Below are 23,071 nucleotides of genomic sequence, written 5' to 3'. Positions count from 1 at the left end.
ATCAGGGGTGCTCGACGATGTGCCCGTCGCTGAGTTCCAGGACCCGGTCCGCCAGGCCGAGCAGCTGGGCGTCGTGGGTGGCGACGAGCGCGGTGACGCCCTCGCTGTGCACGACCGCGCGCAGCAGCTCCATCACCGCGAGGCCGGTCTCCGCGTCGAGCTGGCCGGTCGGCTCGTCCGCGATCAGCAGGGCGGGCTTGTTGGCGAGCGCGCGGGCGATCGCCACCCGCTGCTGCTGGCCGCCGGAGAGCTCGCCGGGGCGCTGGGCGGCGTGGTCGGCGAGGCCGACCAGGGAGAGCAGCAGCGACACCCGCTCCTCGCGCTCGCGCGGATCGGCCTTGCGCAGCCGCATGGGCACGCCGACGTTCTCCGCCGCCGTCAGGATGGGGATCAGGCCGAACGACTGGAAGATGAAGCCGATCCGGTCGCGGCGCAGTTCCAGCAGCCCGTTCTCGCCGAGGGAGGACAGGTCGGTGCCGTCCACGGTGATCCGGCCGCTGTCGGGGCTGTCGAGCCCGCCGACGAGGTTCAGCAGGGTGGTCTTGCCGGAGCCGGAGCGGCCCTTGAGCGCGATCAGCTCCCCGCGCGGCACCTCGAAGGACACCCCGCGCAGCGCGTGCACGGCGGCGGCGCCCGAGCCGTACGACCGGTGCAGGTCCTCGATCCGGACCATGGGCCGCTCCGCGACGGTCGTGCCGCCCTTCCCGCCGGTGCCCGCCGCGTCGATGCTCTCGGTCATGTCGCTCCCCGTACGTACTCGGTCCTGTCGGCCGCCAGTATGTGCGGGAGGCCCGGGAACGGGCAATGCCCGGGTCCGGGCGCGGCGGCCGGACCCGGGCATCGTGTGCGGTCAGCGCCCGGGGGCGGGGCTCACCAGCTGCTTCAGGGCGATGTTCAGCCGGAGGACGTTGACCCGCGGCTCGCCCGCGAAGCCGAGGATCCGGCCGTCGGTGTGCCGGTCCACCAGTTTCGCCACCCGCCCCGGGTCCAGGTGATTGCGCTCGGCGACCCGGCGCGCCTGGAGCCGTGCGTACGCCGGGGAGACGTCCGGGTCGAGCCCGGAGCCGGACGAGGTGACGGCGTCGGCCGGCACCTGGTCGGGGCGCACCGGGTGGCCGGGGACGGAGTTGTCCTTCACCACCGCGGCCTTGGCGGCGGTGACCCAGTCGATCAGCTCCTTGTTGTCGCCGGAGCGGTTGGTCGCGCCGGAGACGAGCAGCGAGTACCGGGTGTTGACACTGTTGGTGCCGAGGCCGTTGGAGGGGCGCGGCTGGAACCACCTGAGGTCGGGGTCAGGGGTCTCCTGGCCCTTCTTCAGCGGCAGGTCGTAGCGCTGCCCGATGAGCTGGGAGCCGACGGTCTCGCCGTTCGCGGTGGTCTCGGAGCCGTCGGCCCGGCCGGGCATGAGGCCCTGGGCGACCCCGGTGACGGCGAGCGGGTAGAGGACGCCGCAGACCAGGGTGAGGACGAGCAGGGCGCGCAGTCCGGCCCAGAGCGGCCGGGCGGAGTTTGCTACGGAGCTGTTCATGGCAGGTCAGCCGATTCCGGGGATGAGGGAGATGATCAGGTCGATGATCTTGATGCCGATGAACGGGGCGACGAGGCCGCCGAGCCCGTAGATCCCGAGGTTGCGCCGGAGCATCGAGTCGGCGCCCGCCGGCCGGTAGCGCACGCCCTTCAGGGCGAGCGGCACCAGCGCGACGATGATCAGCGCGTTGAAGACCACGGCGGAAAGGATCGCCGACCGGGGCGAGGACAGATCCATGATGTTGAGCCGGTCCAGGCCCGGATAGACCACGGCGAACATGGCGGGGATGATCGCGAAGTACTTCGCGACGTCGTTGGCGATGGAGAAGGTCGTCAGCGCGCCCCGGGTGATCAGCAGCTGTTTGCCGATCTCGACGATCTCGATGAGCTTGGTCGGGTCGGAGTCCAGGTCCACCATGTTCCCGGCCTCCTTGGCGGCCGAGGTCCCGGTGTTCATGGCCACGCCGACGTCGGCCTGGGCGAGCGCGGGCGCGTCGTTCGTCCCGTCGCCGGTCATCGCGACGAGCCTGCCGCCGGCCTGCTCCCGCTTGATGAGGGCCATCTTGTCCTCGGGGGTGGCCTCGGCGAGGAAGTCGTCGACGCCCGCCTCCTCGGCGATGGCCTTCGCGGTCAGCGGGTTGTCGCCGGTGATCATGACCGTGCGGATGCCCATCCGGCGCAGCTCGTCGAACCGCTCGCGCATGCCCTCCTTGACGACGTCCTTGAGGTGGATGACGCCCAGGACCCTGGCGCCGTCCCCGTCGTCGACCGCGACCGGCAGCGGCGTACCGCCCTCGCGGGAGATCCGGTCGGTGAGCGCGGCGACGTCCGGGTGGACCGTGCCGCCGCGCTCCCGGACCCAGGCGGTGACCGAGCCGGTGGCGCCCTTGCGGATCCGGCGGCCGTCGAGGTCGACGCCGGACATCCGGGTCCGGGCGGTGAAGCCGACCCAGTCCGCCGTGGCCAGCTGCCCCTGATGCCGCTCCCGGAGCCCGTACGCCTCCTTCGCCAGGACGACGACGGAGCGGCCCTCCGGTGTCTCGTCGGCCAGTGAGGAGAGCTGGGCGGCGTCCGCCAGCTCGGCCTGCGTCACGCCCGCGACCGGGAGGAACCCGGCGGCCTGGCGGTTGCCGAGGGTGATGGTGCCGGTCTTGTCGAGCAGCAGGGTCGAGACGTCGCCCGCGGCCTCGACGGCGCGTCCGGACATGGCGAGCACGTTGCGCTGCACCAGCCGGTCCATGCCGGCGATGCCGATCGCGGAGAGCAGCGCGCCGATGGTGGTCGGGATCAGGCAGACCAGCAGTGCGGCCAGCACGGTCATGGACTGCTCGCTGCCGGCGTGGACGGCGAACGGCTGGAGGGTGACCACGGCCAGCAGGAAGACGATGGTCAGCGAGGCGAGCAGGATGTTCAGCGCGATCTCGTTGGGCGTCTTCTGCCGGGCGGCGCCCTCGACGAGGGCGATCATCCGGTCGATGAACGTCTCGCCCGGCTTGGTGGTGATCTTGATGACGATGCGGTCGGAGAGCACCTTCGTACCACCGGTCACGGCGCTGCGGTCGCCGCCGGACTCCCGGATGACCGGTGCGGACTCGCCGGTGATCGCGGACTCGTCGACGCTGGCCACGCCCTCGACGACGTCTCCGTCGCCCGGGACGATGTCGCCGGCCTCGCAGACCACCAGGTCGCCGACGCGCAGTTCGGTGCCGGCCGTCCGCTCCTCGTTCCGGCCGGTGAGCCGGCGGGCGACGGTGTCCGTCCTGGCCCGGCGCAGGGTGTCGGCCTGGGCCTTGCCGCGCCCCTCGGCGACCGCCTCAGCGAGGTTGGCGAAGACCGTGGTCAGCCAGAGCCAGACGGTGATCGCCCAGCCGAACCAGTCCCCCGGGTCCATGGCGGCCAGCACGGTGGTGAGCACCGAGCCGATCAGCACCACGAACATCACCGGTGACTTGATCATCACCCGGGGATGGAGTTTGCGTATCGCGTCGGGGAACGCCGCGATCATCATGCCGGGGTCGAACAGACCGGCACCGACGCGCTTTTCGGGGCCGCGTCCGGACGGAGTGTCCCGGTGCGGTGCGCCGACCGGTGTGACGGTGGACATCTCGTCCTCCTGCTTCGTACGGAGGGTCATGACGCCAGCCCCTCGGCCAGTGGGCCCAGAGCCAGGGCCGGGAAGTAGGTCAGACCGGCGACGATCATGACGGTGGCGACCAGCAGCCCGCTGAAGAGCGGCCGGTGGGTGCCGAGCGTGCCGGCGGTCGCCGGTACGGGCCGCTGCTCGGCGAACGAGCCGGCCAGCGCGAGGACGAACACCATGGGCAGGAACCGGCCCAGCAGCATCGCCAGTCCGATCGTGGTGTTGAACCACGGGGTGTCCGCGGCCAGTCCGGCGAACGCGGAGCCGTTGTTGTTGGCGCCCGAGGTGTAGGCGTACAGGATCTCGGAGAAGCCGTGCGCGCCGGTGTTGGTCATCGAGTCGGCCGGGGTGGGCAGGGCCACGGCGACGGCGGTGAAGCCGAGCACCAGGGCCGGGGTGATCAGGATGTAGCAGGCGGCGAGTTTGATCTCGCGGGTGCCTATCTTCTTGCCGAGGTACTCGGGCGTACGGCCGACCATCAGGCCGGCGATGAACACGGCGATGACCGCCATGATCAGCATTCCGTAGAGTCCGGAGCCGGTGCCGCCGGGGGCGATCTCGCCGAGCTGCATGCCGAGCATCGTGATGCCCCCGCCGAAGCCGGTGTAGGAGGAGTGGAAGGAGTTCACCGCACCGGTCGAGGTCAGGGTGGTCGCCACCGCGAAGAGGGACGAGCCGCCGATGCCGAAACGGTTCTCCTTGCCCTCCATGGCGCCGCCCGCGATATCGAACGCGGGCCCGTGGTGGGCGAATTCGGTCCACATCATCAGCGCGGTGAAGCCGAGCCAGATGACGCCCATGGCGGCCAGGATCGCGTAGCCCTGCCTGAGTGAGCCGACCATCCTGCCGAACGTGCGGGTCAGCGCGAACGGGATGAGCAGGATCAGGAAGATCTCGAAGAGGTTGGAGAGCCCGTTGGGGTTCTCGAAGGGGTGGGCCGAGTTGGCGTTGAAGTACCCGCCGCCGTTGGTGCCCAGCTCCTTGATGACCTCCTGGGAGGCGACCGCCCCGCCGTTCCACTGCTGCGAACCGCCCATGAACTGCCCGACCTCGTGAATGCCGGAGAAGTTCTGGATCACCCCGCAGGCGACCAGCACGATCGCGCCGATCACCGAGATCGGCAGGAGGATGCGCACGGTGCCGCGCACCAGGTCGGTCCAGAAGTTGCCGAGTTCACCGGTACGGGTGGCGGCGAGGCCCCGAACGAGCGCCACCGCGACGGCGATGCCGACGGCGGCCGAGACGAAGTTCTGCACCGCGAGGCCGCCGGTCTGCACGACGTGGCCCATGGCCTGCTCGCCGGAGTAGGACTGCCAGTTGGTGTTGGCGACGAACGACGCCGCCGTGTTGAACGCCTGGTCGGGGTCGATCGGGACGAAGCCGAGGGAGCCGGGCAGCGAGCCCTGGAGCCGCTGCAGCAGATACAGGAAGAGGACGCTCACGGCGGAGAAGGCCAGGACGCCGCGGAGATAGGCGGGCCAGCGCATCTGCGTGTTCGGATCGGCGCCGATGGCCTTGTAGATCCACTTCTCGGCCCGCAGATGCCGGGGCGAGGTGTAGACGCGGGCCATGTGGTCACCGAGCGGGCGGTACGCCAGACCCAGCGCCACGACGAGCGCGAGCAGCTGGAGCACGCCTGCGAGGACGGGGCTCATATCGGGCTCAGAACCTCTCCGGGTACAGGAGGGCGAGGACGAGATAGCCCAGCAGGGCGACGGCCACGACGAGGCCGACCACGTTTTCGGCGGTCACAGCTTCGTCACCCCCTTGGCGATGAATGCCACCAGCGCGAAGACCGCGATCGTGGTGACGACGAAGGCCAGATCGGCCATCGGGTGCTCCTGGATGAGGTGCGGATTTCTCGGACCTCATGAGCAAACCCGCCGCAGGCACCGCTTTGACCTGCGTTGATGCCTTCCATACGGAGATGGGCCGGCCCTTGACGGCGCCTGTACGTGCCCGATACGCGCCCCATACGGGCCGCGCTCCCCCGGACGGCGCGAAACCGCCGGACACGCGAAAGCCGGTGGGCCGTACCCCTGGGAAGGGGTACGGCCCCCCGGCCGGTGCTTACGGGTGCGGGTCAGCGCACCTCGGTGATCTCGGGGCCGCGCTGCAGGCCCGCCATGCCACCGGAGAACTTGGAGCTCTCCTGCTCCTCCTGCTGCACGCCCTCGGGCACCATCTGGGCGTCGTTGGGGAGCTTCAGGACGATCGGGTCGCGCGGGGCCATCGGGCCGTCGCCACGGACCACCACGGTGTCCCGGAAGACCGTCTCCAGGAGGCCGGCGGCCTCCGGCTGCACGGCACCCTGGCCGGAGATCACACCGCGCAGGAACCAGCGCGGGCCGTCGATGCCGACGAAGCGGACCAGCTGCACGCCGTTCGCGCCGTCGGGAAGCTGTACGGGGACCTGCGCGCGCAGCTCCCAGCCCAGCGGGCCCTCGACCTCGTCGATGATCCCGCCCTGCTGGGTGATGCCGGAGGCGATCTCGTCGCGGACCTCGCCCCAGATGCCCTCCTTCTTGGGGGCGGCGAAGGCCTGCAGCTGGATCGCGCTGTCGCGCAGCACCACGGTGGCGGCGACGATCGCGTCACCGGCGACCTCGACGCGCAGTTCCATGCCCTCGACACCGGGCACGAAGATGCCGCCCAGGTCGACCCGGCCCTCGCCGGGCTGGGAGACCTCTTCGATGTCCCACGGCCCGTCCGGCCGCGGCGCCGGCGGAAGGTTCATCCGACGCGATCCGCCCTCGGCGGCGTCGGCGTCATCGAGCTCGTCGACGACCTGCTCGGCCTCGCGCCCTTCGTCCGCCTTGTCCTCGGCGGAACCACTGTCCTTGCGACGTCCGAACACGTCACTGTCCTTCCCGGTCGGATTCGACCGAAGCGTAGCTGTTCCCGCCCTGGGGAACCCCGCCCCGGACGCCATCAACATCAACGGCGGCATGACCGCCGGTGGACCCGAAGCCCCCTTCGGCCCGCGCCGAACCGGGAAGCTCCGACACCTCGTGGAAGCGCACCTTCTCGACCTGCTGCACGACCAGTTGGGCAATCCGGTCGAACCGCTCGAACCGCACGGACTCGCGCGGGTCGAGATTGATGACGATCACCTTGATCTCTCCACGGTACCCGGCATCAACCGTCCCCGGGGCATTCACCAGTGCGACTCCGCAGCGCGCGGCGATCCCGGACCGGGGGTGCACGAACGCGGCGTACCCGTCGGGCAGCGCGATCGAGACCCCGGTGGGCAGCACGGCCCGCTCGCCCGGCGCCAGCTCGGCGGCCTCGGTGGTCACCAGGTCGGCTCCGGCGTCGCCGGGGTGACCGTAGGACGGAATCGGCACGTCCGGGTCGGTCCGGCGGATCAGCACGTCCACGGGATGGCGCATCAGGGGTTCACCTCGAAGGCGCGGGCCCGCTTGACCTGGTCCGGGTCGGCCATCGCCGCCTGGATCTCGGCCGGGCGGCCGTTCTCGATGAAGTGGTCGACCTTGACCTCGATGAAGAGGGCCTCGGCGCGGACCGCCACGGGCCCGTCCGGGCCGCCGATCCGGCCGGTGGCCCTGGAGTAGATCTTCCGGCCGTGCACCGCGGTGATCTCGGCGTCCAGGAACAGCACCGTGTCGACCGGCACCGGGCGGACGAAGTCGGTCTCCAGCCGTCCGGTCACCGCGATCACCCGCAGCAGCCAGTTCAGCGAGCCGAGCGTCTCGTCGAGCGCGGTGGCCAGCACCCCGCCGTGCGCGAGGCCGGGGGCGCCCTGGTGGGCCGCCTGCACGGTGAATTCGGCGGTGACCTCGACGCCCTCGCCGGCCCTCGCCTGGAGGTGCAGCCCGTGCGGCTGTCCCTCGCCGCAGCCGAAACAGTGTTCGTAGTGCGCGCCGAGGAGTTCGCCGGGGGCCGGCGCGTCGGGATGCCGGACCGGTTTCACCGCGTCGGCCGGGGGCTTCAGAGCCGCAGATGTTCCACTCACAGCCGCAGACCTTACCCGCGCGGGTACCCGCAGGTCGCGCCGTGCCAAGCTTGGGCTCATGCAGCCTTCCGCCCCGCCCTTCGACGAACGCCTCACCGCACCCCGTTCCTGGTGGGTGATCTGCCTGCTGTTCGGCATCGCGTGCGCGCTGATGCTGCTTCCCCTGGGCACCCTGCCGCTGCTCGCCGGCCTGGTCGGCGGCACGGTCGCGTCAGCCGTGGTGGTGAGCTCGTACGGCTCCGTCCGGATCCGGGTGGTGGGCGACGCCCTGGTGGCGGGGGACGCGCGGATCCCGGTCTCGGCGCTCGGAGAGGCCGAGGTCCTGGAGGCCGAGGAGGCGCGCGCCTGGCGCTCGTACAAGGCGGACACCCGGGCCTTCATGCTGCTGCGCAGCTACATCCCGACGGCGGTGCGGGTGAAGGTCACCGATCCCGAGGACCCGACCCCGTACGTCTATCTGTCGACACGTGAGCCGAAGGCACTGGTGGCGGCGCTGAAGGCGGCGGTGCGGGCCTGAGACCCTAGGGTCTTTCGGCGCTGTCCGGCGGATCCCCCTGAGGGGGTTCGTAGGGCAGCGCGGGCCGCTCCAGAGGCGGCAGCTCGGGCAGCCGGTCCCAGGGGACCTGGCGCTCGCGCAGATCCTTCCTGATGCGTTCGGCGAGCCTTCTGGTGTCGCGGCGGTTCATCACCGCGCCGACGGTGGCGCCGATCATGAACGGAATCAGGTTCGGCAGATCGCGCACGGTGCGCTTCATGATCTGCTGGCGCAGCTCGCGCTTCATCTGGCCGCCGAGTGCCGCGTTGACGGTCACCGGACGGGTGACGTCGATACCGCGCTCCTCGGTCCAGGAGGTCAGGTAGGCGGTGGAGCGCTGGGGGATGCCGCCCGGCGGGCGCAGTCCGTACACCTCGTGGAGTTCGGCGACGAGCTTCATCTCGATCGCGGCCACGCCGGTGATCTCCGCGGCCAGCTCGGCGAGCATGGCGGGCGGTACGGGCATCATGGCCGCGGCACCGATTCCGGCGCCGACGGTGGCGGTGGCCTTGCCGGCGCCCGCGATGAGCCGGTCGGCCAGCTCTTCGGGCCCGAGGCCGGGGAACTGCTTGCGCAGGGTGGCGAGATCGCGCACAGGGACGCGGGGAGCGATGTCGATGATCCGGTCCGCGATATGACCGATCGCCGCCCGTGCGCTCTCCCCGCCCTTGCGTACGCCCCGTTTCACTGATTTCAGACGGCCTGCCCCGGTCACGGGCTCCGTCCTGTCGACCTGTTCGGCCCTGTCGGCCGTGTCGACTTCCGCGGCCGCTTCGGCTGCGTCCGCTGCATTCGCTGCGTTCGTTGCTTCGAGCGAGGCCGGCAGGCCCCGCTCCTCGTCCTGTCCGCCCGGCGAGGGTGGCAGGGCGGACGGCTCGGCAGGCGCTGTCAGGCCTTCTGCCGGGCCGGTACCGCCCTCATACGCCTCCGACTGCTTTCCGCGCCGGGGGCGCCGCTTCCGGAACGGTGTGTTCCCTGCCACGGCCGACCGGACCTCAGTCGCAGTCGCGGCAGATCGGCTGGCCGTTCTTCTCGCGGGCCAGCTGACTGCGGTGGTGCACGAGGAAACAGCTCATGCACGTGAATTCGTCGGCCTGCTTGGGCAGGACCCTTACGGCCAGCTCTTCGTTGGACAGGTCTGCGCCGGGCAGCTCCAGTCCTTCGGCCGCGTCGAACTCGTCGACATCGACGGCCGAGGCCGTCTTGTCGCTCCGACGAGCCTTGAGCTCTTCAAGGCTGTCCTGATCGACGTCGTCGTCGGTCTTTCGTGGGGTGTCGTAATCCGTTGCCATGTCGCTCTCCCCCTCTGGGTGTCTGCGGTGTCTCAGCGCACGTAACGCGTGAGAGGCCGGACTTGTGCCCGACCCGAGGCGGAGATTTTGCCTCACATCAAGGTCTGTTACTCAATCGACACCCAAAAGGACCGCTCGATAGTGATCGGCTTGGGTGGCGATGGGGACCGTACACGGTCCGGGCGGCGCCGTTGACCGGCACCACCCCGTGTACTTCCCGTGATAATGGCCCCCGAAAACCCCGACTTTTGCCGAATTTCCGGTGCGGGCCCTGATCACGGAGCGTGGACGGCCCGAAATTCGCTCTTGTGATCGATCACACACGGGTCACTCGGGAGCGGGTCCCGAAAATTCCGCTCAAAGCGAACAAAATAATCTTCGCGAAAATCGCTTCGCCCGGCCTGTCAGACAGGCAGTGAGACGCGCATCACAAGACCACCGCCCTCGCGGGGCTCCGCGATGATACGGCCTCCGTGAGCGCGCGCGACGGACCGCGCGATCGACAGGCCGAGCCCCACCCCCTTGTCGCTGCCTGTCCGCTCCGTACGCAGCCGCCTGAAGGGCTCGAAGAGGTTGTCGATCTCGTAGGCGGGCACCACCGGCCCCGTGTTCGAGACGACGAGTACGGCCTGGCCCGGCAGGAGCGCGGTGGTGACCTCGACCCAGCCGCCGTCCGGGACGTTGTAGCGCACCGCGTTCTGTACGAGGTTCAGCGCGATCCGCTCCAGCAGCACACCGTTGCCCTGGACCACGGCCGGAACCAGTTCGCCGCGCATCTCCACGTCCTTGGCCTCGGCCTCGGCCCGGGTCTGGTCGAGGGCGCGCGAGGCGACCTCGGCCAGGTCGACGGGTTTGCGCTCGACGATCTGGTTGTCGCTTCGGGCGAGCAGCAGGAGGCCCTCGACCAGCTGCTCGCTGCGTTCGTTGGTGGCCAGCAGCGTCTTGCCGAGCTGCTTGAGCTCCGGGGGCGCCTGCGGATCGGAGAGGTGGACCTCCAGCAGCGTGCGGTTGATCGCCAGGGGCGTGCGCAGCTCGTGCGACGCGTTCCCGACGAACCGCTGCTGCGCGGTGAAGGCCCGCTCCAGCCGGTCCAGCATGTCGTCGAAGGTGTCCGCGAGCTCCTTTAGCTCGTCGTCGGGGCCGTCCAGCTCGATGCGCCTGGACAGGTCCGTGCCGGCCACCCGGCGGGCGATGCGGGTGATCCGGCCCAGCGGCGAGAGCACCCGCCCCGCCATCGCGTATCCGAACGCGAAGGCGATGATGCTCAGGCCCACGAGGGCCAGCAGCGACCGGTTGAGGAGCGTGTCGAGCGCCTGCTGGCGCTGGTGGTTCACACAGGAGTTCATCGCCGCGTTGACGGAGCTCGGCGAGCTCCCCTCCCCCAGCAGGTTGCAGATCTTGCTGGACACGTGGCCGTCGACGATCTCGAACGGCAGCTCGCTGCCCACGTGCAGGGCCTGCGCGGCGAGCATGTAGATGATCGACAGCAGCAGGATGCCCGCGATCAGGAACATGCCGCCGTACAGCAGGGTGAGGCGTATCCGGATGGTCGGGCGCAGCCACGGGTACGGGGGCTCCTGCTGCTTGGGCTCCCAGGTGGGTTTGGGTGGCGCCGTCGCGGGCGGCGGGACGGTGGGCACCGGCGTCAGATCCGGTAGCCCGAGCCGGGCACGGTGACGATCACCGGCGGCTCGCCGAGCTTGCGCCGCAGCGTCATGACGGTCACCCGGACGACGTTGGTGAACGGGTCGGTGTTCTCGTCCCAGGCCTTCTCCAGGAGCTGCTCGGCCGAGACCACGGCGCCCTCGCTGCGCATCAGGACCTCCAGCACCGCGAACTCCTTGGGTGCGAGCTGGACCTCCTGCTCGCCCCGGAAGACCTCGCGGCGGTTCGGGTCAAGCTTGATCCCGGCGCGCTCCAGGACGGGCGGCAGCGCGACCGTCGTGCGGCGCCCGAGGGCCCGTACCCGTGCGGTCAGCTCGCTGAAGGCGAAGGGCTTGGGGAGGTAGTCGTCGGCGCCCAGCTCCAGTCCCTCCACCCGGTCGCTGACGTCTCCGGAGGCGGTGAGCATGAGGACCCTGGTCGGCATGCCCAGCTCGACGATCCGGCGGCACACGTCGTCGCCGTGCACCAGGGGGAGGTCCCGGTCCAGCACCACGACGTCGTAGTCGTTGACCTCGATGCGCTCCAGTGCCGCCGCACCGTCGTACACGACATCGACGGCCATGGCCTCCCGGCGCAATCCGGTGGCCACCGCATCGGCGAGCAGCTGCTCGTCCTCCACGACGAGTACGCGCACGGCGCTTCCTTCCTTAGAACTTCCACAACGGAGCCGCGCGGTGTCCGAAAGGAACCGGCGGAACGTTCGAATCGGACCGGTGGCCCGTGGTCCGGGCCGCACCCGGACCCGGCCTGTGCGCCTCCATCCTGCCCGTAACGCGTATAAACCGGCGGTAAGACGGCGCGGTCCCACCTGCGGCTTCCCGGAAGGCGGCGGTTTTCCGGGCCAGTTGAGGTTTCTCTGAGGGTCGGGCTGGGGAGGACGAATTCACACCCGCGATCACGTCTCGTTTATGGCGTGCCACTGGCCCCTCCGTCCCCCGGAGGACGCGTGATCACCCGCCCTACCGCTTCGGCGGAGGGAAACCCGGGCACACCCCCGTGCCACCGACCCACGATGAGGGGGCGCCTCATGGACGCTTTCACCGCAGGTCTGCTGCAACGCATCCAGACCACCGAGTCCGACCTCACGAAAGCCCGCGAGACGGGCGACGACTTCCTCGCGGACGTCGAGCAGAGCGAGCTGGAGGATCTGCACCGCCTCGCCGCGGAGCACGGAGTCCATATCGGCGCCACAAGCGTCTGAGCCGTCACGAGAAGGCCCCGCGGTGCCGTACCGGCACCGGGCGGGGCCTTCCTCGTTCCGGTACCGCCCACGGCCCGCACAGCGGCTTGCGGGCATCCGGCGCCCTGCCCAGGGCGTGCTTTGAAAGTCCCGTCTGCCCGGCGGGCGGACGACGCCACTTCCAAGACACGCCCTAGTCGTGCCAGGCGCCGAGTTCCTCCAGCAGGGCCTGCAGCGGCTCGAACACGCCCGGTGACGCGGCCACCGTCAGACCGCCGTCGGCGGGCGTCCCCGGCCGTCCGCCGGTGAGCGCGCCGGCCTCCCGCGCGATCAGGTCGCCGGCCGCCAGGTCCCAGGGGTGGAGGCCGCGCTCGTAGTAGCCGTCGAGGCGGCCGGCGGCGACGTCGCAGAGGTCGATCGCGGCCGATCCGCCGCGCCGGATGTCGCGCACCTGCGGGACCAGCACCCGCGTGACCTCGGCCTGGTGCGCGCGGACGGCGGCCACGTAGTTGAAGCCGGTCGACACGAGCGCCTGGTCGAGTGGCGGGGCGGGCCGGCGGCGCAGTGCGGCGCAGTCCCCGTAGGCTCCGCCCTTCGCGTACGCGCCGCCGCCGAGGACCGCGTGGTAGGTCTCCCCGCGCATCGGGGCCTCCACCACGCCCACGACCCGCTCGCCGTCCCGTTCGGCGGCGACGGAGACGGCCCAGGTGGGCAACCCGTACAGGTAGTTCACGGTGCCGTCGAGCGGGTCGATCACCCAGCGGACGCCGCTGCTGCCCTCGGAGCTGGTGCCCTCCTCCCCGAGGAAGCCGTCGTGGGGCCGGCGTTCGGACAGGAAGCCGGTGATCAGCTTCTCGGCGGCGATGTCCATCTCGGTGACGACGTCGACCGGGCTGGACTTGGTCGCGGCCACCCCCAGGTCGGCGGGGCGTCCGTCGCGCAGCAGCGCGCCGGCCCGGTGGGCGACGTCCAGGGCGAGGTCGAGCAGTTCGGACAGCAGGGGGTCGGTCACGGCGCTCCCAAGGGGGGTGAGGGGACGGGGGTGCTACGCGTACGGGCTGTCGGCGCCCGCCGCGGCGGGCCTGGCCGTACGGGCCGGGCAGCAGCCGGCCGGGCAGAGGTCGTGGCTCGGCCCGAGCGCCCCGAGGGCGCACCGCTGCGGGCCTCGGCCCTGTTCGGCCGCGGCGCGCTCCAGCACGAGCTCGCGCACCGCCGCGGCGAACCGCGGGTCGGCGCCGACCGTCGCGGACCGGCGGACCGGCAGGCCGAGCTCGGCGGCCTTCGCGGTGGCCTCGGTGTCGAGGTCGTACAGGACCTCCATGTGGTCCGAGACGAAGCCGATCGGCGCCATCACCACGGCGGGGACTCCGTCGCTGTGCAGCAGCTCCAGGTGATCGCAGATGTCGGGCTCCAGCCACGGGATGTGCGGGGCGCCGCTGCGCGACTGGTAGACCAGCTGCCAGGGGTACTCGACCCCGGTCCGCTCGCGGACGGCCTCGACGATCACCCGGGCGACGTCGAGGTGCTCCGCGACGTACGCACCGCCGTCGCCGTGCGCCTCGGCAGGGCCGGAGGAGTCGGCCGCCGAGGTGGGGATCGAGTGCGTGGTGAAGGCGAGGTGCGCCCCGGCCCGCACGTTTTCGGGCAGACCGGCCAGGGAGGCGATCACGCCGTCCACCATCGGCTCGACGAAGCCGGGGTGGTTGAAGTAGTGCCGCAGCTTGTCGACGCGCGGCACCGGCAGCCCCTCTGCCTCCAGGACTGCCAGGGACTCGGCGAGGTTCTCGCGGTACTGCCGGCAGCCGGAGTAGGAGGCGTACGCGCTGGTCGCCAGGACGGCGATGCGACGGCGTCCGTCCCCGGCCATCTCGCGCAGGGTGTCGGTCAGGTAGGGCGCCCAGTTGCGGTTGCCCCAGTAGACCGGCAGGTCGAGTCCGTGGTCCGCGAAGTCCTTGCGCAGGGCGTCGAGCAGGGCCCGGTTCTGGCCGTTGATCGGACTGACGCCGCCGAACAGGAAGTAGTGCTTGCCGACCTCCTTCAGCCGCTCCTCGGGGATACCCCGGCCGCGGGTCACGTTCGCCAGGAACGGGACCACGTCCTCCGGGCCTTCGGGACCCCCGAAGGAGAGCAGCAGCAGGGCGTCGTAGGGAGCGGGCTCACGCAGATCGGACATGGCATCGATCCTGCCACCCGCCCCCTGTGCCGCTCCCACCGACATCCGCCCCGCGCGCCCGCCGTCCCCCGGGTCCGGGGCCCCGCCGCTCCCGCCCATGGCCCCGTCGGCGGACGTGGATGAGGTCGTAAGCTGTGCAAGCCGTATTCACCCCTGACACCGCGTGTGACCGCACCACGCGTACCGGAGTACCCCGTGCCCAGTCCCTACCGCGCGATCTTCGCCGCCCCCGGCTCCAAGGGGTTCTCCTCGGCCGGCTTCCTCGGCCGGATGCCGCTGTCCATGATGGGCATCGGCGTGGTGACCATGGTCTCCCAGCTGACCGGCCGGTACGGGCTGGCGGGCGCGCTCTCCGCGACGCTGGCGATGGCCGCCGCCGTGGCGGGGCCGCAGGTCTCCCGGCTGGTCGACCGGTACGGACAGCGCCGGGTGCTGCGCCCGGTGACCCTCGTCGCCCTGGCATCCGTGGCCGGCCTGCTGGTCTGTGCGCAGCAGGGGCTGGCGGACTGGACGCTGTTCGTGTTCGCGGCCGGCGCCGGCTGCGTCCCCAGCGTCGGCTCGATGGTCCGGGCCCGCTGGGCGGAGATCTACCGGGGCTCGGCCCGGCAGCTGCACACCGCGTACTCGTGGGAGTCGATCGTCGACGAGGTGTGCTTCATCTTCGGCCCGATCATCTCGATCGGGCTCTCCACCGCCTGGTTCCCCGAGGCGGGCCCGCTGCTGGCCGCCGGCTTCCTGCTGGTCGGCGTCTTCTGGCTGACCGCGCAGCGGGCCACCGAGCCGGTGCCGCACCCGCACGCGCTCCACACCAGGGGGTCCGCGCTGTCCTCCCGCGGCCTCCAGGTCCTCGTGGTCACCTTCGTGGCGACCGGTGCGATCTTCGGGGCGATCGACGTGGTGACGGTGGCCTTCGCCGAGGAGCGCGGCCACAAGGGCGCCGCGAGCCTCGTGCTGGCCGTGTACGCGCTGGGATCCTGCCTCGCCGGGGCGGTGTTCGGGCTGCTGCACCTGAAGGGCAGGCCGTCCACCCGGTGGCTGGTGGGAGTGTGTGCGATGGCCGTGAGTATGATCCCCCTCCAACTGGCCGGGAGCCTGCCGTTCCTGGCCGTGGCGCTCTTTGTCGCGGGCCTCGCCATCGCACCGACGATGGTCACCACGATGGCTCTCGTCGAACAGCACGTACCACGCACGAGACTGACCGAGGGCATGACCTGGACCAGCACCGGGCTCGCCGTAGGTGTGGCGCTCGGCTCCTCGGCCGCCGGCTGGGTGGTCGACGCGTCCGGGGCCGAGGCGGGGTACGCGGTGCCCGCGGTGGCGGGGGCGATCGCGGCTGCGGTGGCGTTCCTGGGGTACCGCCGGCTCAGTGGGCCGGTTCCTACGGAAGGGCGCGGGGAAGATGACCGACACCTACGCACGGACGGCGACGAACGCGTGGCGTAACTGGGCGGGAAACGTCACCGCCCGTCCGGTACGGACCGTGTCGCCCGCCTCCGTGGACGAGCTGGCCGAGGAGCTGCGCAGGGCGTCCGAGGACGGCCTGAAGGTGAAGGCGGTGGGCACCGGTCACTCCTTCACCGCGGCCGCGGCCACCGACGGGCTGCTGATACGCCCCGAGCTGCTCACCGGCATCAGGGAGATAGACCGGGCGGCGATGACGGTGACCGTCGAGGCCGGCACCCCGCTGAAGCGCCTCAACACCGCGCTGGCCCGCGAGGGCCTCTCGCTCACCAACATGGGCGACATCATGGATCAGACGGTCGCCGGGGCAACCTCCACCGGTACCCACGGCACCGGCCGGGACTCGGCGTCGATATCCGCGCAGATCCGCGCCCTGGAGCTGGTCACGGCGGACGGCACGGTGCTGAGCTGCTCGGAGACCGAGAACCCGGAGGTGTTCGCCGTCGCCCGGATCGGGCTCGGCGCCCTGGGCGTCATCACGGCGATCACCTTCGCCGTGGAGCCGGTGTTCCTGCTGACCGCCCGCGAGGAACCGATGGCCTTCGACAGGGTCACGGCCGACTTCGATCAGCTGGTGGCCGAGAACGAGCACTTCGAGTTCTACTGGTTCCCGCACACCGGCAACTGCAACACCAAGCGCAACAACCGCAGCGCGGGCCCCGCCGCCCCGCCCGGAAAGGTCGGCGCCTGGATCGAGGACGAGCTCCTCTCCAACGGGATCTTCCAGGCGGCCTGCGCGCTCGGCCGGGCGGTACCCGCCACGATCCCCTCGATCGCCAGGCTCTCCAGCCGCGCCCTGTCGGCCCGCACCTACACGGACATCCCGTACAAGGTGTTCACCAGTCCGCGCCGGGTGCGGTTCGTGGAGATGGAGTACGCCCTGCCGCGCGAGGCGGCCGTGGAGGCGCTGCGCGAGGTCAGGGCGATGGTGGAGCGTTCACCGTTGCGGATCAGCTTCCCGGTGGAGGTGCGTACCGCCCCCGCGGACGACATCGCGCTCTCCACGGCCTCGGGCCGCGAGAGCGCGTACATCGCCGTCCACCTGTACCGGGGCACTCCCTACCAGGCGTACTTCACGCCGGTGGAGCGGATCATGACCGCCCATGAGGGCCGCCCCCACTGGGGCAAGGTCAACACCCGTGACGCCGGGTACCTGGCCGGGGTGTACCCCCGCTTCGGGGAGTTCGCCGCGGTCCGGGACCGGCTGGACCCGGACCGCCTCTTCGCCAACGACTACCTCCGCCGGATCCTGGGCGACTGACCGCCGCCCGGGCTCACTCCCCGGTGTCCGTGCCGGCCGGCGGGTTGTCCTGCGCCGGGGCGCTGCCCGTGTCCGCCGGGTCGGGGGCGGTGCCGGCGCCGTCGTCGGTCGCCGACGGGGTGGGCGTGGGCGACGGGTCCGTGCCGTCCGCGGAGTCCGACGGGGTGGGCGTGGGTGTCGGGTCCGCCGCCGGGCTCTCGCCCCGGTCCGTCTCCGGGCTCCGGCTCTGTCCGCCCGGCTCCTGGCCGGTGCCGGGAGTCGAGCTGCCGCCCTGGCCCGGGTCGGGCCGGTCCTGGCCCGGGCCGGTGCTGTGCGACGGGGCGGGGTCGGCGGGCGCGGAGCCGCGCTCGCCGCGTACGACGGAGCCCACGGTGGTTCCCTGACCGCCGCTCAGGTCGTTGCCCGAGACCAGCTCGAACGTGGTGATCCCGGCCATCGAGACCGCGAACACCACCGCGGCGCCGAGCGCCGAGCGCTTCCAGCCGCGGATCCGGGTGCCGTGTGTGGTCGCCTGCGAGAACTCCTCGTCACCGGCCCCGGTGACCGTCCCGGGCGGCCGGGTTGCGTCGACCGCTCCGATCAGTTGTGTGCGCCCCGGGTCGCCGGACGCCTTGCGCAGGACGGTGGTGGCGTCCACGGCACGCAGCATCGTGGTGGCGTCCGCCTCCTCGGGCCCGGCCGTCGCGTCCGCCCGGCGCAGGACCGTCGTGGCGTCGACCGCGCGCAGGACCGCCGTGGCGTCCGTCGCGCGCGGCACCGCGGCGGCGTCGGCGGAGCCTGCCGCCTCCCGCACGGCTACCCGCGTCTCGGGAGTCCCCCACGTCCCGTCCGTGTCGCCGGCATCACGCGTCTGGCGCGTGTGCACGATCACTTCGCGGTCCGGGTGCTTCACCTGGACGGTGACCTCGCGGATCTGCTCACCCGTACGACGGAAGAAGTGCTGGAAGACCGAGCCCCCGCAGGTGGCCACGATGCTCATCACCCCGGCGCCGAGAATCGTTCCGTACACGCCGAGTTGTGAGGCCGCCACCGCCGCCGCGACCGCTGCGACGGCACTGCCCGCGACCTGGGGCAGGCTGAGATCGAGCCGCCTTTCTCTGGGTTCTATGTCACTTTCCGGCTTCTGCACCATTTCCAGCCCTTGATTGACATCGCTCCCACCATGCAACAAGAAGGGACATTTGAGCGAAGCCGATAGTTCCGCTTACGGTGATTCTGTGAAGCAGGACACGCGGGAGGGTCATCCCGCCTCCGGTGTGGCGGCTCAACTCCCGTACCTCACGAGAACTTCGGCGGCACGGCGGTCCACCCACGTGGCCCGAATGGAGTACTGTGGCGAGCCCTGGGGCCGGACTCCCGCGTGGAAGTCCGGAACCTTCGGGAGGGGGCCGAAGGAGGCACTCGATCCGGCGGCGCCGCGGCATCGCACGGGGGCCGGCTACGCGGAGTGACCAACGGTCACTTTGTGTTGCGCAAGAGGTCACCGTGTCATACCGGCGATCAAGGGCTCACGCCCGACACGCCGGGCAACACGGCAATGTTGTGGCAGGCTGCACCCGGGCAGGTCACACTCGACTAGCGGAAGCAGCGACGCACGTGACGTCGGCAGGCACCACCCGGGAGGTCCCCATGCCCGAACTGCGTGTCGTGGCCGTCTCCAACGACGGCACACGACTGGTGCTCAAGGCTGCAGACAGCACGGAGTACACCCTCCCGATCGACGAGCGGCTGCGAGCCGCCGTGCGCAACGACCGCGCGCGGCTCGGCCAGATCGAGATCGAGGTGGAGAGCCACCTCCGCCCCCGGGACATCCAGGCCCGGATACGAGCCGGCGCATCGGCGGAGGAAGTCGCCCAGTTCGCCGGGATTCCGGTCGACCGCGTCCGCCGCTTCGAGGGCCCCGTACTCGCGGAGCGCGCCTTCATGGCCGAGCGGGCCCGGAAGACCCCGGTTCGGCGCCCCGGCGAGAACACCGGCCCCCAGCTCGGCGAGGCGGTGCAGGAGCGCCTCCTGCTGCGCGGCGCCGACAGGGAAACCGTCCAGTGGGACTCGTGGCGCCGCGACGACGGCACCTGGGAGGTCCTCCTGGTGTACCGGGTCGCGGGTGAACCGCACTCCGCGAGCTGGACGTACGACGCCCCGCGCCGGCTCGTCCAGGCCGTGGACGACGAGGCGCGCTCGCTGATCGGTGAGACCGACGACGTCGCCGCGCCCGAACCGAGCTTCCCGTTCGTGCCCCGGATCGCCCGGCTGCCGCGCGACCGGCCGCTGGACCGCGCCCTGGACCGGCAGATCGAGCGCCCCGCACCGCCGCCCGCCCCGGAGCCGGAGGAGCGCGTCGGCGGGGTCACCGCGAGCGAACGCGACTCGCTGACCAGCCTCCTGGAGGCCGTACCCAGCTTCCGCGGCGACATGGTCGTACCGGAGCGCCCCGCACCGCCCGAGCCCCCGGCGATCGAACCCGCCGCGCAGGAGCCGGAGGCCGAGGAGCCGCCCGCCCCGGCGGCCTCCGCGGGCGCCGGTTCCGCCTACGCGGACGTGCTGATGCCCCGCGCGGTGGCCGGTCACCGCGACCGGCTGACCGGGACGACCGACCGCCAGGCCGAGGCGGACGGCGTCCGGCCGGGCCGCCGTGCCGCGGTGCCCAGCTGGGACGAGATCGTCTTCGGCACGCGCCGCAAGAAGCAGGACTGACCGAGGCATGACGAGGGCCCGTACGCGAGCACGTACGGGCCCGGTCACGCCGCGTGGCCGGACCCCCTCGTCCCGGTCACGCTCGGCCGTACCGTTAGCCGGGTTCGGGGCCCGTCGCGACCGGACGGGACTCGTCGGCCGACCACTGCGACCAGGAGCCCGCGTAGAGCGCGGCGGTGAACCCGGCGACCTCCAGGGCCAGCACCTCGTGCGCGCCGGAGACCCCCGATCCGCAGTAGACGCCGACCTGCGAAGCGCCCCGTTCGGCACCCAGCCCCGCGAAGCGTGCGCCCAGCCCCGCGAAGCGTGCGGCCAGCACCTCGGCGGGCAGGAAGCGCCCGTCCGCCCCGACGTTCTCCGTCGTGGGGGCCGAGACCGCGCCGGGAATGTGCCCGCCCACCCGGTCGATCGGCTCCACCTCGCCCCGGTAGCGCTCGGCGGCCCGCGCGTCGAACAGCAGGCCCGACCGCGCCAGGGCCGCCGCGCCGTCCGCGTCCAGCAGCGGCAGCGCCCCCGGCCCGGGAACGAAATCGCCCTCGACGGGGACCGGGATCTCCTTGGACAGCTCGCCGGTCCAGGCCGCGAGACCGCCGTCCAGCACCCGGACATCCCGGTGCCCCGTCCAGCGCAGCAGCCACCAGGCGCGGGCCGCCGCCCACCCCTGGCCGCCGTCGTACACGATCACCGAACTGTCCCGGCGGACCCCGGCACGGCGCATCGCCGCACCGAATTCCGCCGGGTCGGGAAGCGGATGACGGCCGCCGCTGCCCGGCGGGGCGGCGAGCTCGCCCTCCAGGTCGACGAAGACCGCCCCGGGGATGTGCCCGGCCTCGTAGTCGGGCCGGCCGGGCGGGCCGCCCAGTTGCCAACGTACGTCCAGGAGCACCGGCGGCCGAGGCCCTGCCGACTCGCTCACACATTCGGATGCGGAGATGATGGGCTTCATGGGAGCCATCCTCGCGCAGTGGCCTGCCCACCCGTAACAACGACGAAATGGTCGTACCGGCACAAAGCGGAACCTCGTCCGTCGAGATCACGGAAAGTGCGGCGCGGCCGGGGCGCATCGGGCGCCGGGTGGTGCGAGCATCTGCACGGGGCGTACACATCCCGTACCGCACGACGGCGCGCAGGCCCCGTTCCCCCGTACGGCCACCACGATGGTCCGAGGAGATAGTGACGATGACCGAGGCTGCCGCTCGGCGTACACCCGGAACACCTTGCTGGGTGAGCCTGATCGTGCATGGCCTGGACACGACCCAGAACTTCTACGCCGAACTGTTCGGCTGGGAGTTCGGACCGGGCCCGGAGCAGTTGGGCCCGTACGTCCGGGCACTGATCGACGGCGAGGAGGTCGCGGGCATCGGGCAGCTCTCTCCCGACCGCCACCTCCCGATCGCCTGGACGACGTATCTGGCCACCGACGACGCCGATCTCACGGCGGAGGCGATCCGTGCCTGCGGCGGCACGGTCGGTGTCGGGCCGCTCGACGCGGGCGACGCGGGCCGGATGGCCATCGCCTCCGACCCCGGCGGGGCTGTCTTCGGGATCTGGCAGGCCGGCCGGCACGTCGGCACCTCGACGGCCGGAGCGCCCGGGATGCCGGTCTGGAACGAGCTGGTGACCCGGGAGACGGCGACGGTCGCCAAGTTCTACCAGGCGGTCTTCGGCTACGCCACGGAGGCCGTGGTCTCGGCCGACTTCGACTACCAGACCCTGCACCTGGACGGCCGCCCGGTGGCCTCGCTGCACGGCGTCGGCCACGGGCTGCCGAGGGACCGCGGCCCGCACTGGATGACGTACTTCGAGGTCGCGGACACCGACGAGGCCGCGCAGCAGGTGGTGGAGCTCGGCGGGCACATCCTCCAGGCGCCCAGGGAGGGCGCCTCCGGCAGGCTGGCCACGGTCGCCGATCCCGAGGGCGCCGCCTTCACGATCGTGCGGTCCGCGAAGCGCTGACGCGGCGGGGACGGGCGGGGGGGCGGCGACAGCTGCCGCCCCCGCCCGTCCCCGCGCCCTAGTGCTGCGCCGCGAGCCAGTCGTACCAGTGGGTCAGGCCCTCGCCGGTCGTCGCGGACACCGTCAGTACGCGCACGTCCGGGTTGACCGAGCGCGCGTGCCGGGTGCACTGCTCGACGTCGAAGTCGACGTAGGGCAGCAGATCGGCCTTGTTGATCAGGATCAGGTCGGCGGCGGCGAACATGTACGGATACTTCAGCGGCTTGTCCGTGCCCTCGGTGACCGAGATGATCACGGCTTTGGCGCGCTCGCCCAGGTCGAACAGGGCCGGGCAGACCAGATTCCCGACGTTCTCCACCATGAGCAGCGAGCCCTCGGCCGGCGACAGCGCGGTGAGCGCGTCCCGCATCATCTCCGCGTCCAGGTGGCAGCCCGCCCCGGTGTTCACCTGCACCACGGCGCAGCCGGTGCGGCCGATCCGGTCGGCGTCGAGCCTGGTCTCCTGATCACCCTCGATGACGGCCACCGGGCGGCGGCCGGCGAGATCGGTGATGGTGCGTTCGAGCAGGGTGGTCTTGCCCGCGCCGGGTGAGCTCATCAGGTTCACGGCCACGACGCCGCGCCCGGTCATCCATGTCCGGTTGCGCTCCGCGAGGAGGTCGTTCTTGGCGAGGACCTTCTGCTCGATGGTGACGGTCTCCACGGCGCCGCCCGGCTGAGGGCCGGCGTGCGGATGCGGGTGCGCGTGCGGATGCGGATGTCCGTGATCCGGTTCGTCGTCCTCCCGCAGCATCGTGATCCGGGTCCCGCCGGACTCCTCGGAACAACCGCAGGTGCCGCACATGGTTCAGCCCACTCTCATGGAGACGATCTGCAGTTCCTGTCCCGATGTGATCTCCACATCCGCGCTGCCGCAGGGACACAGCAGAATCAGGTCGGTCAGGGTGAATTCGACAGCGCAGGTTCGGCAGCGGCCGGCGCCGGGCCGCTGCTCGATCTCCAGCTCGGCGCCCTCGGCGGCCGTTCCCTCGGTGACCAGGCCGAAGCAGAAGCGCATCGAGTCGGGCACCACGGCGGTGAGCGCACCGACACGGACGCGGACCGTGCGGACCGGACGCCCCTCGGCGCGCTCGCACACCGAGTCGACGACGCTCTGTGTGATGGCCAGCTCGTGCACCGGTTGCCTCGTCCTTCCTGGGGTGGTCCCGACC

Annotated in this window: 24 protein-coding genes; 6 read left to right on the top strand and 18 right to left on the bottom strand. The window is 71.5% G+C overall.

Annotation, left to right across the window (positions count from 1 at the left end):
* Nucleotide 1 precedes the first annotated feature (1 nt).
* The 8 genes from ACGFU6_RS09305 to ACGFU6_RS09270 all read right to left on the bottom strand — a co-directional run bounded on the left by ACGFU6_RS09305 (nt 2) and on the right by ACGFU6_RS09270 (nt 7,643).
* Nucleotides 2-739 carry an ABC transporter ATP-binding protein gene (locus tag ACGFU6_RS09305; RefSeq protein WP_393609281.1) on the bottom strand — a complete coding sequence of 246 codons (738 nt, stop codon included), beginning with the start codon at nt 737-739 and terminating at the stop codon, nt 2-4.
* A gap of 111 nt (nt 740-850) precedes the next feature.
* A complete protein-coding gene (locus ACGFU6_RS09300; protein ID WP_393609280.1) occupies nt 851-1,528 on the bottom strand; it encodes a potassium-transporting ATPase subunit C in 678 nt (225 codons plus the stop codon).
* 6 nt (nt 1,529-1,534) lie between these two features.
* Nucleotides 1,535-3,631: a potassium-transporting ATPase subunit KdpB gene (gene kdpB / locus ACGFU6_RS09295; RefSeq protein ID WP_393609736.1), complete on the bottom strand. Its 2,097-nt coding sequence runs from the start codon at nt 3,629-3,631 to the stop codon at nt 1,535-1,537.
* Between the two features lie 26 nt (nt 3,632-3,657).
* Nucleotides 3,658-5,322, bottom strand: a complete 1,665-nt coding sequence (kdpA, locus tag ACGFU6_RS09290) for a potassium-transporting ATPase subunit KdpA (protein ID WP_393609278.1) — start codon at nt 5,320-5,322, stop codon at nt 3,658-3,660.
* Between the two features lie 7 nt (nt 5,323-5,329).
* Complete coding sequence (gene kdpF, locus ACGFU6_RS09285) at nt 5,330-5,419, bottom strand: K(+)-transporting ATPase subunit F (RefSeq protein WP_037777601.1); 90 nt, start codon at nt 5,417-5,419, stop codon at nt 5,330-5,332.
* A gap of 331 nt (nt 5,420-5,750) precedes the next feature.
* Nucleotides 5,751-6,524: a DUF3710 domain-containing protein gene (locus ACGFU6_RS09280; protein ID WP_393609276.1), complete on the bottom strand. Its 774-nt coding sequence runs from the start codon at nt 6,522-6,524 to the stop codon at nt 5,751-5,753.
* Nucleotide 6,525: 1 nt separating this feature from the next.
* The gene (gene dut / locus ACGFU6_RS09275) at nt 6,526-7,059 is read right to left on the bottom strand and encodes a dUTP diphosphatase (RefSeq protein ID WP_393609274.1); all 534 of its coding nucleotides are present in this window, start codon (nt 7,057-7,059) and stop codon (nt 6,526-6,528) included.
* Nucleotides 7,059-7,643 (bottom strand): PaaI family thioesterase, encoded by a 585-nt coding sequence (locus ACGFU6_RS09270; RefSeq protein WP_123527002.1) that lies wholly within the window; start codon nt 7,641-7,643, stop codon nt 7,059-7,061. Before ACGFU6_RS09270 ends, dut begins: the two co-directional genes overlap by 1 nt.
* Before the next feature lie 58 nt (nt 7,644-7,701).
* Here ACGFU6_RS09270 and ACGFU6_RS09265 point away from each other — a divergent pair, with 58 nt between their 5' ends.
* A complete protein-coding gene (locus ACGFU6_RS09265; protein WP_393609272.1) occupies nt 7,702-8,160 on the top strand; it encodes a DUF3093 domain-containing protein in 459 nt (152 codons plus the stop codon).
* Nucleotides 8,161-8,164: 4 nt separating this feature from the next.
* On the opposite strand, the gene ACGFU6_RS09260 is transcribed toward ACGFU6_RS09265, so the two are convergent.
* The 4 genes from ACGFU6_RS09260 to ACGFU6_RS09245 all read right to left on the bottom strand — a co-directional run bounded on the left by ACGFU6_RS09260 (nt 8,165) and on the right by ACGFU6_RS09245 (nt 11,769).
* Complete coding sequence (locus tag ACGFU6_RS09260; protein ID WP_393609270.1) at nt 8,165-9,160, bottom strand: hypothetical protein; 996 nt, start codon at nt 9,158-9,160, stop codon at nt 8,165-8,167.
* Between the two features lie 13 nt (nt 9,161-9,173).
* Entirely contained in the window at nt 9,174-9,470 is a 297-nt protein-coding gene (locus tag ACGFU6_RS09255; protein WP_003965732.1) for a DUF4193 domain-containing protein, read from the bottom strand.
* Nucleotides 9,471-9,874: 404 nt separating this feature from the next.
* Nucleotides 9,875-11,110 (bottom strand): sensor histidine kinase, encoded by a 1,236-nt coding sequence (locus ACGFU6_RS09250; protein WP_393609269.1) that lies wholly within the window; start codon nt 11,108-11,110, stop codon nt 9,875-9,877.
* A 5-nt stretch (nt 11,111-11,115) separates the two neighbouring features.
* Nucleotides 11,116-11,769 carry a response regulator transcription factor gene (locus ACGFU6_RS09245; protein WP_024490544.1) on the bottom strand — a complete coding sequence of 218 codons (654 nt, stop codon included), beginning with the start codon at nt 11,767-11,769 and terminating at the stop codon, nt 11,116-11,118.
* 393 nt (nt 11,770-12,162) lie between these two features.
* Here ACGFU6_RS09245 and ACGFU6_RS09240 point away from each other — a divergent pair, with 393 nt between their 5' ends.
* Entirely contained in the window at nt 12,163-12,336 is a 174-nt protein-coding gene (locus tag ACGFU6_RS09240; RefSeq protein ID WP_185092415.1) for a hypothetical protein, read from the top strand.
* Nucleotides 12,337-12,508: 172 nt separating this feature from the next.
* Here ACGFU6_RS09240 and ACGFU6_RS09235 read toward each other — a convergent pair whose 3' ends face one another.
* Both ACGFU6_RS09235 and ACGFU6_RS09230 read right to left on the bottom strand, forming a co-directional pair.
* Nucleotides 12,509-13,327 carry an inositol monophosphatase family protein gene (locus tag ACGFU6_RS09235; protein ID WP_393609268.1) on the bottom strand — a complete coding sequence of 273 codons (819 nt, stop codon included), beginning with the start codon at nt 13,325-13,327 and terminating at the stop codon, nt 12,509-12,511.
* A gap of 33 nt (nt 13,328-13,360) precedes the next feature.
* Nucleotides 13,361-14,488 carry a ferrochelatase gene (locus tag ACGFU6_RS09230; RefSeq protein WP_393609266.1) on the bottom strand — a complete coding sequence of 376 codons (1,128 nt, stop codon included), beginning with the start codon at nt 14,486-14,488 and terminating at the stop codon, nt 13,361-13,363.
* A gap of 195 nt (nt 14,489-14,683) precedes the next feature.
* On the opposite strand from ACGFU6_RS09230, the gene ACGFU6_RS09225 reads away from it, so the two are divergent.
* Together ACGFU6_RS09225 and ACGFU6_RS09220 are read left to right on the top strand one after the other, a co-directional pair.
* Nucleotides 14,684-15,931 (top strand): MFS transporter, encoded by a 1,248-nt coding sequence (locus ACGFU6_RS09225; RefSeq protein WP_393609264.1) that lies wholly within the window; start codon nt 14,684-14,686, stop codon nt 15,929-15,931.
* Entirely contained in the window at nt 15,888-17,210 is a 1,323-nt protein-coding gene (locus tag ACGFU6_RS09220) for a D-arabinono-1,4-lactone oxidase (protein WP_393609262.1), read from the top strand. Before ACGFU6_RS09225 ends, ACGFU6_RS09220 begins: the two co-directional genes overlap by 44 nt.
* Nucleotides 17,211-17,223: 13 nt before the next feature.
* On the opposite strand, the gene ACGFU6_RS09215 is transcribed toward ACGFU6_RS09220, so the two are convergent.
* A complete protein-coding gene (locus ACGFU6_RS09215) occupies nt 17,224-18,342 on the bottom strand; it encodes a hypothetical protein (protein WP_393609260.1) in 1,119 nt (372 codons plus the stop codon).
* 497 nt (nt 18,343-18,839) lie between these two features.
* On the opposite strand from ACGFU6_RS09215, the gene sepH reads away from it, so the two are divergent.
* Complete coding sequence (gene sepH / locus ACGFU6_RS09210; RefSeq protein WP_393609259.1) at nt 18,840-19,904, top strand: septation protein SepH; 1,065 nt, start codon at nt 18,840-18,842, stop codon at nt 19,902-19,904.
* A gap of 94 nt (nt 19,905-19,998) precedes the next feature.
* Here the strand turns inward: sepH and ACGFU6_RS09205 are convergent, their stop codons facing one another.
* A complete protein-coding gene (locus ACGFU6_RS09205; RefSeq protein WP_393609257.1) occupies nt 19,999-20,850 on the bottom strand; it encodes a sulfurtransferase in 852 nt (283 codons plus the stop codon).
* Nucleotides 20,851-21,083: 233 nt separating this feature from the next.
* On the opposite strand from ACGFU6_RS09205, the gene ACGFU6_RS09200 reads away from it, so the two are divergent.
* Entirely contained in the window at nt 21,084-21,860 is a 777-nt protein-coding gene (locus ACGFU6_RS09200; RefSeq protein ID WP_393609255.1) for a VOC family protein, read from the top strand.
* 58 nt (nt 21,861-21,918) lie between these two features.
* On the opposite strand, the gene hypB is transcribed toward ACGFU6_RS09200, so the two are convergent.
* Entirely contained in the window at nt 21,919-22,704 is a 786-nt protein-coding gene (hypB, locus tag ACGFU6_RS09195; protein ID WP_393609253.1) for a hydrogenase nickel incorporation protein HypB, read from the bottom strand.
* A 3-nt stretch (nt 22,705-22,707) separates the two neighbouring features.
* On the bottom strand, nt 22,708-23,037 hold the full coding sequence (locus ACGFU6_RS09190) for a hydrogenase maturation nickel metallochaperone HypA (protein WP_123526989.1): 330 nt from the start codon (nt 23,035-23,037) through the stop codon (nt 22,708-22,710).
* Nucleotides 23,038-23,071: the final 34 nt, after the last annotated feature.

It is taken from the genome of Streptomyces sp. NPDC048462, assembly GCF_043200175.1.
In the GTDB taxonomy this organism is placed as follows: Bacteria; Actinomycetota; Actinomycetes; order Streptomycetales; family Streptomycetaceae; genus Streptomyces.
The sequence above is the reverse complement of the archived record's forward strand: the minus strand, read 5'-3'. Positions and strand labels throughout refer to the sequence as shown.